Source organism: Acinetobacter schindleri, assembly GCF_010918895.1.
In the GTDB taxonomy this organism is placed as follows: Bacteria; Pseudomonadota; Gammaproteobacteria; order Pseudomonadales; family Moraxellaceae; genus Acinetobacter; species Acinetobacter schindleri.
In genome coordinates this window covers 2,641,344-2,654,601 of record NZ_CP044483.1, presented here as the reverse complement: position 1 = coordinate 2,654,601, position 13,258 = coordinate 2,641,344, and the positions used below count along the sequence as shown (strand labels likewise).

The window sequence follows — 13,258 nt, the reverse complement described above, 5'->3', positions numbered from 1 at the left end:
CTTCATTTTCTATAAGTTGCAAACTCAAAAGCAATCCCGGTTTTGTCGTCGATATGTTGTTCGGAAAAAACTTTTTTGAATTCAGCAGGAATTTCCGGGTAGAAGGCATGACCTTGTACATCCAGTTCGACATGGGTCAGTTCCAGACGGTCAGCAATACTCATTGTCTGTTTGAAGATTTCACCACCCCCAATAATATAAATAGACTCCGGTTTTGCTGACGCTTTTACATCTGCAACAGCTTGATTCAAGGCATCTTCAATCATGTGTGCGACTTTAGTGCCTTCAAAAGACCAGTCTGTATCACGGGTAATGACCCAGTTGACACGTTTAGGCAAGGCACGTCCCATGGATTCAAGGGTCTTGCGTCCCATTACAATTACACCGCCCTGGGTGATTTCCTTAAAATGTTTTAGATCTGCTGAGATATGCCAAGGCAGGTCATTGTCCTTACCAATACAGCGCTGCTGATCCATTGCAACGACATGAACGACTTCTAAATCCTGAAATGCCATACCCACACTCAAAAACAAGTAAAAATTGTTCCTATTAAAATGCAAAATCCCACTTTAAGCAAAGTGGGATTTCGATTTTCTTGGGTTTGGGAAAAATTAAACCGCGACAGGCGCTTTAATTCCCGGATGGGATTCATAGCCGACAATTTCAATATCTTCAAATTTGAAATCGAATAGATCTTTAATTTCAGGATTCAATTTTAACTGACATAGACCTAAAGGCTCACGACTCAGCTGAAGTTTGGCCTGTGCAAAGTGGTTGGCATACAGGTGCTTATCACTAATTTAAAAAATTAATTATAGTATTATTAAAATCTTCAGGCTGTTCAAGGTTAGAAATATGAGATGCATTTATATTAAATAATTGGCTGTTAAAAATTTGCTTTTGAATAAACAAGCCATCTTCGATGGTCGTAACGGGATCTTGTTGACCAGCAATGATAAATACCGGAATTTTAACTTGCTTTAGTTGTTCTCGAAGATCTGCCTTCGCTAAAGCTTCACAGCAACTTGCATAACCTTCAGGGCTGCCAGTGCCTAAGTCGTTTGAAAGTTTAGTAATAATGTCTGGGTTGCTTTGGACAAAAGCTTCAGTAAACCAACGCCCAGCTGCAGTCGATGCGATCGGCGTTAAACCTTGTTCACGAACCAGTGTCGCACGCTCTAACCATGCTTTTTCCTGACCAATTTTTGCTGCCGTATTGCATACTATCACCTGATTAAAGCGTTCTGGACGGTTAATTGCCAACCATTGACCGGTTAAACCACCCATTGAAATGCCACAGAAGGCAGCTTTTTCAATATTCAGATGATCAAGCAAATTTACGACGTCCTGACCCAATTGATCAATCGTGTAAGGGCCTTGTGGCGCTTCCGACCCACCGTGACCACGGGTGTCATAGCAAATCACAAAATGATCTTGTGCAAAGAAATCAATCTGTGGTTGCCACATTTTGAAGTTGGTACCCAGCGAATTTGAGAAAACCAGTGCAGGTTTTGCGGCATCACCAAAAGTCTGGTAATTAATTTGTGCATCATTTGATGTAAATGTTGGCATCTTTTTAAATCCTTAATCCTGCTTCGATCCCTCCTTTACGAAAGGAGGATCGAGCGAGCATTTAATAATTAAACACGTTCAATAATCAAAGCGATGCCTTGACCCACACCAATACACATTGAACATAGAGCGTATTGACCACCGGTTTGTTCAAGCTGGTTCAGTGCCGTTGTCACCAGACGCGCACCTGAAGCACCGAGTGGATGACCCAAAGCAATCGCACCGCCATTTGGATTGACTTTCTCTGAGCCGTCTTCGATACTCAAGTCACGTGTACATGCCAACGCCTGAGCAGCAAAAGCTTCATTCAGCTCGATCACATCCATCTGCTCTAAAGTCAGACCGGTTTGCGCTAGTAATTTCTTGATAGCAGGCGCAGGACCAAAGCCCATGATGCGTGGCTCAACACCCACAACCGTTGAGCTAATAATTTTGGCACGTGGTTTTAAGCCGTGTTGAGCAATCGCTTCATCAGATGCGATTAAAAGAGCAGCCGCACCATCGTTAATACCTGAAGCATTACCCGCCGTTACCGTACCATCTGCTTTCACCACAGGTTTCAGTTTTGCCAATGCTTCTGCTGTGGTTGAAGCACGTGGATGTTCATCAGTATCGACAACGATCGGATCGCCTTTACGCTGCGGAATCACCACAGGAATGATTTCATTCTTATAGAAACCTTTGGCCTGCGCTGCTGCGGTACGTTGCTGGCTGGTCAGGGCAAACTTGTCTTGGTCTTCACGGTTAATATTGAACTGTTTCGCCAGATTTTCAGCGGTTTGCGGCATGGTTTCTACGCCGTACATTTCTTTCAGTTTCGGATTGATAAAACGCCAGCCCATGGTGGTGTCTTCAATCTTCTGGCTACGGCCATAGGCTGTTTCTGACTTGCCCATCACGAATGGGGCACGCGACATGCTTTCTACACCACCAGCAATAATCAGATTGGCTTCACCGGCTTTAATCGCCCGTGCTGCCATCGCGACTGCATCCATTGATGAACCACACAGGCGGTTTACGGTCGTCGCTGGCACCTGATAAGGTAAGCCTGCAAGCAGAGAAGACATACGACCGACGTTACGGTTGTCTTCACCGGCCTGATTGGCTCAGCCATAGATCACGTCATCGACCTGTTCCCAGTTCACACTTGGATTGCGCTCCATCAACGCTTTAATTGGCAGCGCACCTAAGTCATCTGCACGGACAGGCGCGAGGCCACCGGCATAACGACCGAATGGAGTACGGATGGCATCGATAATATATGCGTTTTTCATTGTGTATTTGCTCACATATTTAAAAGAAGAAAACTCCTCCCTTTTTAAAGGGAGGTTGGGAGGGATTTAATGAAGTAATTTTATTCTTCAAAAAATCCTCCCTAAATCCCTCCTTTAATAAAGGAGGACTTCCCCTTAATTTGATTGAGTCGCATCAATTAGTTTGGCACCGGTCAATGACTGCAATTCTTCAAATGACAGACCTTCGACTTTCTCAATCACTTTCATACCTTCGTTGGTCACATCAATCACACAAAGGTCGGTATAAATGCGATCGACACATTTCAATCCAGTCGCAGGATAAGACAGTTCAGCCACAATTTTTGGCTCGCCTTTTTTGGTCACGTGATCTGTGGTAATAAAGACTTTTTTTGCACCCACAGCCAGATCCATCGCACCGCCGACTGCAGGAATTGCATCTGGAGCACCAGTATGCCAATTCGCCAAGTCACCATTTTCAGCGACCTGGAAAGCACCCAGTACGGCGATGTCTAAGTGACCGCCACGCATCATTGCGAAAGAGTCACCATGATGGAAGAAAGAACCGCCTTCAAGTAAGGTCACGAATTCTTTACCAGCATTAATCAGTTCAGGATCGCGGTCTTCTTCAGCAGGAGGAGGACCGAAAGCCAACAGGCCATTTTCAGAATGCAGGAAGACGTCTTTATCGCTTGGCAGATAGCTTGAAATCTTTGTTGGTAAACCAATACCCAAGTTCACATAAGCGCCATCAGGAATATCTTGTGCCACACGTTCAGCGATCTGGTCACGGGTCAGTTTGCTATAGCTCATTATTTATCTCCGATGCCAATTATTGTGCAGGCTTAACTTGAACAATGTGTTGAACAAAAATTCCCGGGGTGATGATGTGCTCTGGATCCAGTGCACCCAGTTCAACCACTTCAGAAACTTGAGCAATGGTCACATCTGCTGCCATTGCCATGATTGGGCCGAAGTTACGCGCAGATTTACGGTAGACCAGATTGCCCCAACGATCGCCTTTAGAAGCTTTAATTAAAGCAAAGTCAGCTTTAATTGGATTTTCTAAAACGTAGTCTTTACCTTTGTAGTTCATGGTCGGTTTGCCTTCCGCCAGCAAAGTACCAAAACCGGTAGGGGTGTAGATTGGACCCAAGCCCATACCTGCTGCCTGAATACGGCAAGCCAGATTACCTTGCGGTACCAGTTCCAGTTCAATTTTTCCTGCACGATAAAGCTCGTCAAATACCCACGAGTCAGACTGACGCGGGAATGAGCAGATGATTTTACGCACTGCACCAGCTTTGAGTAATTTAGCCAGACCGTAGTCGCCATTACCGGCATTGTTATTGACGATCACCAGATCTTTCACACCAAGTTTGATCAAACCATCAATCAGCTCAGCAGGCTGACCCGCTGTACCGAAACCACCGATCATGATGGTTGAACCGTCTTTGATTTGGGAAAGAGCTGTTTGTAATGATGTTGATTTATTAATCATAAAAATTGCTCAAATTAATATTAATTTATATTTAAATCATTATTAATCAGTATTTTTACTTATAGTGATTAGTAATGATTCAATTCAATTAGAGAGGAAAAGAATGGATAGTGTGGACTATCCATTCTTAAGAGTGATTAAGCGCTGACGCGACGACGCTCGATTTCTGTAGTTGGCGCAGATGCAGTTTCTTTTACAAGTTGAACATTAAATTGAATATGTTTGAATGGCTTATTTACACCACGACGTGCAATTTCCGCTTCATCAGTAATGTCTACAGCTGTTGCCACTAGGCCATCACGGGTAGCAAAAGCAAAGTCATCCCAAAGGTATTGATCACCTTCGATGTTAAATTGAGTCGTCAACTTACGATAACCAGGTGCTGATACGAAGTAATGCACATGAGAAGGGCGGTTGCCATGACGGCCCAATTTATTTAAAACAAATTGAGTGGTACCTTCTGGCGGGCAGCCATAGCCGACAGGCATTGTGGTCTGAGCAACATATTTACCGTCTTGATCTGCATGGATCGTACGGCGAAGGTTGAAGTCTGATTGAGACTTATCAAAGAATGAATAATTGCCTAAGCTATTTGCATGCCAAACTTCAACTTTAGCACCTTCAATAATATTGCCTTCAGTATCAGTCACGGTACCTTCAATAAATAAAGTATCAACTTTGTCAGATTCCGATCCATCGTCCATGCGTGCGAAACCTACAGACTCTGGTGCACCTGCTACATACAGAGGACCTTCGATGGTACGCGGAGTACCGCCTGTCACTCCTGCTTTTGCATCAGCTTCATCAGCACGAAGATCTAAGAAATGTTCTAAGCCTAGACCCGCTGCAAGAAGACCAAGTTCATTTGCTTGACCTGCATCAGTGAAATATTCAAGACCTTTCCAAACTTCTGATTGAGTTAAGTCTAAATCCTCAATGGCTTTAAATAGATCTGAAACCAAACGAACAACAACTTGCTGTACACGTGCATCTATAGGCCCAGTTGCAGTATCTACGTTCATTTTTTTTACTAAAGCATCGATTTCTTGATGGTTCATGCTACTTACTCCTTAAGTATTTTTTATTAATTAGGACAATTTTTACTTTTGAAAAAATCTTGTCCTGATCCTTATTACTAACTATTTATCGTATTTATTAGATTGATCTTAAGATATTGAAACAAATCAATTAACTATCATTATCTCGAATTGAAGATGGATGACGGTTTAAGGCCATCACTTCAATTTTCATAAATGGATAAAGCGGTAAGCCTTGTAAAAGGTTGTGTAATTCCTCATTATTTTCCACATCAAAAATACTGATATTCGAGTACTGTCCCGTAATTCGCCAGATATGACGCCATTTACCTGGACGTTGCAATTCTTGTGAATACGCTTTTTCAACAGCTTTAATTTCGTTAACTTGCGCTTCTGGCAAGTCACGAGGAATATTCACATCCATTCGTACATGAAACAACATAGTTTCACTCCTTAATATCAATGTTCAAATTATTTACGTCGAAGTTGATCTAGTTTATCTTCATTAATTTCAATACCTAGGCCATTACCTTGGGGTAAATGCAGTTCAAAGTTTTCGTATTGAAGGGGTGTTTTTAAAATTTCTTGAGTCAAAAGTAGGGGGCCGAATAATTCGGTTCCATATGCTAGATTCTTAAAAGTAGAAAAAAGATGTGCCGAGGCCATCGTTCCAATGGATCCTTCAAGCATGGTCCCGCCATACAAGTCAATTCCAGCTAGATTTGCAATAGTTGCAACATCACGTCCCTCAAATAGGCCACCTGATTGCGCAACTTTGACAGCAAAGACAGATGCAGCATTCGTTTTTGCTAAACGATAAGCAGAAGCAGGGCCCATCAAAGATTCATCAGCCATAATGGCAATATCAAATCGATGGGTTAATCGCTGCATAGCGTCGATGTTATCAATTGCACACGGTTGTTCGATTAGATCGACACCACCGTCTTGGAGGAGTTGAATTCCTTTAATCGCTTCTAGTTCAGACCAAGCTCTGTTTACATCTACACGGATTGACACGTCAGGGCCGAGTGCTTTCTTAATGGTCAATACATGTTCGACATCAGCCTCAACTGGGCGTGAACCAATTTTTAGTTTGAAGAAATTATGACGTTTTGCTGCCAACATTTTTTGTGCTTCAGCAATATCTTTATCTGTGTCACCTGAAGCCAATACCCATAGAACTGGAACGCTGTCACGTAGTCGGCCACCTAGAACTTCTGATAATGGCAAACCTAAACGTTGTGCTTGAATATCCAGTAAAGCTGTTTGTATTGCGCATTTAGCAAAACGATTCCCATTGATATTTTTTTGAATAATCTGCAATGTTTGTGCGATATTCAAATGTGATAAAGTTTTAAGTAGAGGAGAGAAGTAAGTATCAATGTTTACCTTGATACTTTCAGGACTTTCTTCACCATAACCTAAGCCACCAATCGTGGTTGCCTCACCCCAACCTACAAATCCATCTTCAGTCTCAATTTTGATTAAGACTAATGTTTGGGTTTGCATTGTTGCAACGGCCATTTTATGAGGGCGAATTGTCGGTATCTCAGCGAGTATAGTTTCTATATTCTTGTACATATAGCGTTATAATCCATATATTGCTGTAAATACCTTAGTTGATATTTTTCTTTTTAAATAGAAATGTTTTAGTATTTAAAAATACTTAAAAGGTATAATAGTGGGAAATTTCAATGGAATTGAGAAGTTTAAAGTACTTTGTCGCAGTGGTTGAGGAAAAAAGTGTTACCAAAGCTGCGGCACGATTATGTATCGCCCAGCCACCTTTAACGAGACAGATTAAAAATTTAGAAGATGAATTAGGGGTTACCTTATTTGAAAGAGGTACACGGCCGATAAAAACTAGCGAAGTCGGTGAGTATTTTTATCAATATGCTGTGCAAATTTTAACACTTACGGCACATGCTAAAACGATGGTAAGCCGCTACAATGTTAAGAACACTGCGATCAGAATCGGCTACGTGGGTTCACTGTTCTATTGGAAGTTGCCTGAAATCATAGATCATCTTCGTAAGAATATAAGAGATATTAAAATTGAACTTATCGAATGTGGTACGCGAGATCAAGTTGAAGCCTTGAAAATGGGTAAGATTGATATGGGATTCGGTCGTCTCGGTATTAGTGACCCATCTATACGTAGAACAATCCTAGAGCGAGAAAAATTGCTCTTAGCCGTACATAAGGATCATCCTCTAACTCAATATCAGCAGCAGGGGGTTTATCTATCACAATTTCTTAACGAAATCATCTACATTTATCCAAATGCTCCAAAACCAAGTTTCTCGACATTTATTCAGAGTTTATTTTCAGAGTTAGATTTAATTCCACAGAACCTTAGAGAAGTACGAGAAATTCACATGGCATTAGGATTGGTATCATCTGGTGAAGGGATTTGCATTATTCCGGCAAGTGCGAGTGCTATTGGTATGCGTAATTTGCAATATATTCCTATCCTAGATAATGAGGCATATAGTCCTATTTCAATTGCTTATCGCAGCATTGATAATAATATCTATATCTCTCAGATTTTAGATTATATGCATGAGCTTTCCCCAACAAATACATCCATATGAGTATGAGGGATGTTCATAAGATAATTTAAGTAATAGAGCAAAAGAGTTTTCAATCGCTGCCTTAGGAAAGAGAATTAAGGCAGCAAAGATAGCAAGTTAAATACCAATTTAGCGTGTAGGCATTAAATCAAAAATTTTCTTTAATTGGGTATTAAGCTGCAAAAGCTCCTCTTCTTCAAAAGAGTTTAAAATCCCGGCTAAAGTAATTTTGTTAATCTGATTAATCTGTTCAACGAGGTCATAACCTTTATCAGTTAACTTCACCATTGAGATCCGTTCATCGAAAGGTGAGGAAAAAATGGTCACAATATCTTCATCAACCAAACGGTAAATTGCTTTTGTAGCAGTCGTAAGCTTAATGGTAGATAAATTTGAAATCTCAGTAATATTCGCTTCATTGAGCGCATTTAAGCTGAGAATGATTTTACGCTTTGTATTGTCTAATCCAATTTTTTTTAAAGATTTATCAATTAGTTGAGCATATTTTCCATTCACCTGTGAGATCCAGAAGAAAGGAAACTTCTCGAGGCTTTTAGGGTCCTGGTTAGGTAAGAAACTCTCAAAATCTTTCAACATAATCGTACGCTAGTAAATTGAAATAAATCGTATTATACAAGCATTCATTATATTACGGAAAAATAAATAACTTATTTACTTGACAATTACATTGAATTTTCAGATATTGGATTTAATTAATAAAATTACATGGAAAAGTGAATTGAATAGTGTATATGAAGCTACGTTAATCGGTTCAGGCCGCCATCGTGTAATCATAAAAGACTCAATTGATATTAAGGGATTGCGAACAACTTTGGGAAGTTGTGCACTACTTGATGTAGCACCAGCTACAAAGAATGCAGATGTGATAAACCATTTACTAGCTCATGATTGTCAAATTGTCGGTAAGGCAGTCATGCATGAGCTTGCTTATGGCATTACAGGAATAAACTATCATTTTGGAACGCCAACTAATCCTAAATATCCTGAACTGATTCCTGGAGGTTCGTCGAGTGGTTCTGCAGCAGCCATTGCAGAAAATTTGGCTGAATTTAGTTTGGGTACAGATACAGGTGGTTCTATACGTATGCCAGCAGCGTGTTGTGGCGTATATGGTCTAAAACCGACTTTCGCACGCGTTAGCCGTAACGGAGTTCATCCTAAGGATACGTCACTTGACTGTGTAGGTCCATTTGCAAACTCTGTAGATGCAATTGAACTTGCAATGCAGTGCATTGATCCAACCTTCAAACCTTTCCCTCTTATTAATAAGCCGCCACGCTTAGCACTACTTGATGTTGATGCAGAAGAAGTCGTGAAATCGACTCTGTTACAGGAATTGGAAAATACAAGTATCGCTTATGAGGTTGTGAAAGCAGAGTCTTTTAAGGCTGCTTTCGAAGCAGGCATGCATGTGATTAATTATGAAGCATGGCAAGCCTTTGGTCATTTAACTGAGACTGGAAAAATTGCAGATGATGTTCAGCAGCGTTTGCTTAAGGCATCTGCTACAACACTGGAACAAGTCGATAATGCAAATCAAATTCGAGAAAAATTCCGTAAAGAAATTGATGACATCTTAGAAAAATTTGATGCGATCTGTTTGCCAACACTTCCACAGATTCCACCTAAAGTAGTTGATGCTGCTAATACTGTTGCGTTCCTAAATTTAACGGCATTAGTAAGACCTTTTAATTTATCAGGTCATCCGGCTATCACTATTCCTTATGAAACGGCACAAGGTCAACCCGTAGGGTTGCAACTGGTCGCTAAACACCATGCAGATGAACAACTCTGTGCCATAGCAAAATATATTTCAGATGCGAATAAATCTGCACAAGGAGCTAGCTCATGAACGCTTTAGCTGAAAAAAAATCAAAAATAGAAATAACGGATATGACAGCGTTATGTCAGGAAATTAAAACACGTGCATGTACTGGCGAGTTTGATGATCAGGGATACGTGTCTCAAGATATTATCGAAAAATTAAAAGAAGTTGGGATTTATCGTGCTTTGGTTCCAGCACGTTTTGGTGGTGATGAATGTTCTCCAAGACAATTCTGTGAATGTATTGAACGTATTTCGATGGCAGATGGATCCGTAGGTTGGGTGGCAAGTTTTGGAATGAGCCCAGCTTATTTAGGGTGTCTACCAGTCCCTACTTTGGAAAAAATTTATCAAAATGGACCTGATGTGGTTTTTGCTGCCGGTATTTTTCCGCCACAACCTGCTGAGGTCACAGATAACGGTTTTAGAGTCAAAGGCCGTTGGAAATTCTCAAGTGGATGCTTAGGGGCGGACATTATCGGCGTGGGAATTGCACCGAAAAAAGTCAATGAAGCTTCAGGTCTACCTCGAATTGCAGTGATGCCTGCAAGCAAATTGAAAATTGAAATGACTTGGGACACCGTCGGTTTAAAGGGCACAGGTAGTCATGATCTTGTTGTTGATAACGTTGAAGTAAGTGAAGACTGGACATTTGTTCGAGGGGTGGCTTCACCTTTACCTGAACCTTTTTTTAAATATCCATCTTTATCATTTGCGACACAAGTTTTAACTGTGGTTGGAATTGGTGTGGCAGCAGCAGCACTGGAAGAATTTAAGGCTTTAGCGCCCGGAAAAGCTTCAATCACAGGCGGTTCTGAAATCGCAAATCGCCCTGTTACTCAGTACGAGTTTGCTCAAGCTGAAGCTGAGTTTCAAGCTGCTCGTTCTTGGTTCTATCAGACGATGGATAATGCTTGGCAGGCAATTTTGAATGGTGAAAAACCAAGCCCTGAACAAATCAGCAATATGCGTCTTTCATGTACACATGCAGCGAGAACCAGTGCCGAAGTCGCACGAAAAATACAAATGCTAGCAGGTATGACAGCCATTTATACCAACAACCCATTTAGCCGCTATGTCAATGATGCAAATGTGGTGACGCAACATGCATTCATGGGGGATGCAACATTATTAAATGCAGGAGCAATGAGCTTTGGCTTACCACCAACTCCAGGCTATTTGTAATTTAAAAGACAAAATTGATCACATTTTAAAATGAACTAAAAGGAAAAATCTCATGGAAAAAAAATCACCTTTACGCGTTTTATTCTGCATGGGCATTAACCAAAACTTTTTTGATGCTGCTCCAGAAGAAGCAAAAGCAGTGTGGGCAGCATTTGGTGAAATGTGGAATGGTATTCATGACCTACCAGGTGTACATGTATACGGCAATTTAGATGATGACCAAAGTATGGTTGGTCCAAGTACTGGTTTTCCTTGGACAACTTATCTGTTAGCAGATGTACCTGACATTGAAACTGTACATGCAGCATGTAACTTAGTGCGTACAACACTTGTGGGTGAAGGTCCTTATAAATTGTGGAAGTACTGCAAAATTGAAGCACGTACAGGACGTGAATTGATTATCCAACGTTAAGTTTAGACCGTTTGAAGGTAGTGTTATGGATGTCAGCGAATTAGATCTTAATCAATTGATTAAACGTGTGGAGCATTTAGAAGCAGCTAATGCGATCCGAAATTGTATTAATCGCTATATGGAAATTTGTGACAATTTAGATGCAAATACAAATCTAGATGAGCTCATGGCGCTATTTGCTGCTGACAGTATTTGGGAAGGTATTGGTGAGAAATATAGTAAAAGTTTTGGACGTTATACAACGTGGCAATCTATTTACGACATGTTCAAAAGCTATACACAAAAAGATTCCCATTTTCTTATGAACGCTCATTTTTTGAGTTCCGAGCAGATTTATGTAGATGGCACGACAGCAAAAGGTAGTTGGTTAATGCTACAGACCTCTACCTTTAAAAGCCATCAGAGCCATCTCAATGCTGCAAAGTTGACGGTTCAATTTAATAAAAACCCAAATGGGCAATGGCAGATTAAACACTTTCAAACGGAAAACATTTTTAGTCGTCCTGTAGATCACTGGAATAGCACTGCTGAATTACCTGTACCTCAAGCGCATAGCTCAGATATGCAAGCTTAAGACTAGTCAAAAAAAATAGGAAATAGATATGAATAGCCTTATTCCAACACAAAATATTGAACTTGATTACAACGAATTAGTCCAAAGTGATCGTGTGCATACATCACTTTATAAAGATCCAACTATTTTCGAACAGGAAATGGATAAGATTTTTAATAATACTTGGGTCTGGGTCGCACATGCCAGTGAAATCCCAGATACGGGTAGTTATAAAACCATCAATATAGGTTTACAACCTGTTGTAGTCGTGCGTGATCGTAAAAAACAAGTACACGTTTTACTCAACCGTTGTCGTCACCGTGCAGCAACAGTATGTGAACATAAAAAAGGTAAAACCAATAGCTTCGTATGTCCATATCATGGTTGGAGTTATGCATTGGATGGCACATTACGTGGCGTTCCGTCTCCAGAAAGTTATGGCGAATGCTTAGATAAATCAGAATTGCCAATGGTGAGTCTGCGTGTCGAAGAATATAACGGCATGATCTTCGCAACCTTCAAACAAGACATCGAACCATTAGCAGACTTCCTTGGTCCTGCGAAAAAATGGATTGATTTATTTATGAAACAAGGTGCAGGTTATCCAGTTAAAGTCTTAGGAGAACATCGTTTTACTTTCCCGGGCAACTGGAAAATCCAACTTGAAAATACAACAGATGCGTATCACTTCCCCTTGGTACACAAATCCTTCTTAAGTTCAGTTGATGAAAAAACAGAAGAACTCTTTAACTTCGAAAATCAGCCGGGTTACGTTGAAGATTTAGGTAATGGTCACAGCGTCATGGTGATGATTCCAGAACTTATTGATTTAGAAGAAGAGTTAATGGAGCGCCCTATTCAAGAACGCTTTGAAGAACTTGCTCAAGCACTACGCAACGAAGGTCATGAAGAGCTCGAAGTTCGTCGTATATGCCGTGCAGTGGGTGGATCGGGTTTTAACCTGAATATTTTCCCAAATATCGCATGCTCAATGGCATTCTTCCGGGTTATGCAGCCTTTAGCAGTTGATAAAACGGAAATTCATCATTCAGTCATCACTATGGATGGCGGTCCACAAATTGCCAACCAATATCGTTTACGTTTGCATGAACATTTCCAAGGCCCATTTGGTTTCGGTACGCCTGATGATGCAGAAGCATGGGAACGCGTGCAAAAAGGTTCAAGTGCAGGCAATGATCTTTGGATCATGTTACATCGTGGTCTACCAGGCGAAATCAAAACTGAAGATGGCTTGAAGAGTGATGTAAGTGCGGAAACAGGCATGCGTGCTGCTTACCAGCAGTGGAAAAAGATGATGACGGTCTAA

The 13,258-nt window shown here is 40.9% G+C and carries 14 protein-coding genes and 2 pseudogenes; 6 read left to right on the top strand and 10 right to left on the bottom strand.

Annotated elements, in window-relative coordinates:
• Positions 1–2: 2 nt before the first annotated feature.
• The 9 genes and pseudogenes from dfrA44 to FSC11_RS12650 form a co-directional block, all read right to left on the bottom strand.
• Entirely contained in the window at positions 3–515 is a 513-nt protein-coding gene (gene dfrA44, locus FSC11_RS12690; protein ID WP_163167269.1) for a trimethoprim-resistant dihydrofolate reductase DfrA44, read from the bottom strand.
• 96 nt (positions 516–611) lie between these two features.
• Positions 612–794: pseudogene (locus tag FSC11_RS12685) on the bottom strand (thymidylate synthase); the annotation flags it as partial.
• Position 795: 1 nt separating this feature from the next.
• Positions 796–1,572 carry a 3-oxoadipate enol-lactonase gene (gene pcaD / locus FSC11_RS12680; RefSeq protein ID WP_163167267.1) on the bottom strand — a complete coding sequence of 259 codons (777 nt, stop codon included), beginning with the start codon at positions 1,570–1,572 and terminating at the stop codon, positions 796–798.
• Between the two features lie 68 nt (positions 1,573–1,640).
• A pseudogene (gene pcaF, locus FSC11_RS12675) lies at positions 1,641–2,846 on the bottom strand (3-oxoadipyl-CoA thiolase).
• A gap of 135 nt (positions 2,847–2,981) precedes the next feature.
• Positions 2,982–3,638 (bottom strand): 3-oxoacid CoA-transferase subunit B, encoded by a 657-nt coding sequence (locus FSC11_RS12670; RefSeq protein WP_163167265.1) that lies wholly within the window; start codon positions 3,636–3,638, stop codon positions 2,982–2,984.
• Between the two features lie 19 nt (positions 3,639–3,657).
• Positions 3,658–4,326, bottom strand: a complete 669-nt coding sequence (locus tag FSC11_RS12665) for a 3-oxoacid CoA-transferase subunit A (RefSeq protein WP_163167263.1) — start codon at positions 4,324–4,326, stop codon at positions 3,658–3,660.
• A gap of 137 nt (positions 4,327–4,463) precedes the next feature.
• Complete coding sequence (gene catA, locus FSC11_RS12660) at positions 4,464–5,384, bottom strand: catechol 1,2-dioxygenase (RefSeq protein ID WP_163167261.1); 921 nt, start codon at positions 5,382–5,384, stop codon at positions 4,464–4,466.
• A gap of 130 nt (positions 5,385–5,514) precedes the next feature.
• Positions 5,515–5,805: a muconolactone Delta-isomerase gene (gene catC, locus FSC11_RS12655; protein ID WP_163167259.1), complete on the bottom strand. Its 291-nt coding sequence runs from the start codon at positions 5,803–5,805 to the stop codon at positions 5,515–5,517.
• Between the two features lie 29 nt (positions 5,806–5,834).
• The gene (locus FSC11_RS12650) at positions 5,835–6,944 is read right to left on the bottom strand and encodes a muconate/chloromuconate family cycloisomerase (RefSeq protein ID WP_004890259.1); all 1,110 of its coding nucleotides are present in this window, start codon (positions 6,942–6,944) and stop codon (positions 5,835–5,837) included.
• Positions 6,945–7,057: 113 nt separating this feature from the next.
• Between FSC11_RS12650 and FSC11_RS12645 the strand changes: the two genes are divergently transcribed.
• The gene (locus FSC11_RS12645) at positions 7,058–7,957 is read left to right on the top strand and encodes a LysR family transcriptional regulator (protein ID WP_004890256.1); all 900 of its coding nucleotides are present in this window, start codon (positions 7,058–7,060) and stop codon (positions 7,955–7,957) included.
• A gap of 108 nt (positions 7,958–8,065) precedes the next feature.
• On the opposite strand, the gene FSC11_RS12640 is transcribed toward FSC11_RS12645, so the two are convergent.
• Complete coding sequence (locus tag FSC11_RS12640; protein WP_004890253.1) at positions 8,066–8,533, bottom strand: MarR family winged helix-turn-helix transcriptional regulator; 468 nt, start codon at positions 8,531–8,533, stop codon at positions 8,066–8,068.
• A gap of 142 nt (positions 8,534–8,675) precedes the next feature.
• Here FSC11_RS12640 and FSC11_RS12635 point away from each other — a divergent pair, with 142 nt between their 5' ends.
• From FSC11_RS12635 to FSC11_RS12615, 5 genes are read left to right on the top strand one after another with little or no spacing between them, the layout of a single operon-like run.
• Entirely contained in the window at positions 8,676–9,809 is a 1,134-nt protein-coding gene (locus FSC11_RS12635) for an amidase (protein WP_163167800.1), read from the top strand.
• A complete protein-coding gene (locus FSC11_RS12630; RefSeq protein WP_004890248.1) occupies positions 9,806–10,966 on the top strand; it encodes an acyl-CoA dehydrogenase family protein in 1,161 nt (386 codons plus the stop codon). The genes FSC11_RS12635 and FSC11_RS12630 overlap by 4 nt, the downstream gene beginning before the upstream one ends.
• A 52-nt stretch (positions 10,967–11,018) precedes the next feature.
• Positions 11,019–11,378 carry a hypothetical protein gene (locus tag FSC11_RS12625; protein ID WP_004890246.1) on the top strand — a complete coding sequence of 120 codons (360 nt, stop codon included), beginning with the start codon at positions 11,019–11,021 and terminating at the stop codon, positions 11,376–11,378.
• A gap of 25 nt (positions 11,379–11,403) precedes the next feature.
• Positions 11,404–11,952 carry a nuclear transport factor 2 family protein gene (locus FSC11_RS12620; protein ID WP_163167257.1) on the top strand — a complete coding sequence of 183 codons (549 nt, stop codon included), beginning with the start codon at positions 11,404–11,406 and terminating at the stop codon, positions 11,950–11,952.
• Between the two features lie 28 nt (positions 11,953–11,980).
• Entirely contained in the window at positions 11,981–13,258 is a 1,278-nt protein-coding gene (locus tag FSC11_RS12615; RefSeq protein ID WP_163167255.1) for an aromatic ring-hydroxylating oxygenase subunit alpha, read from the top strand.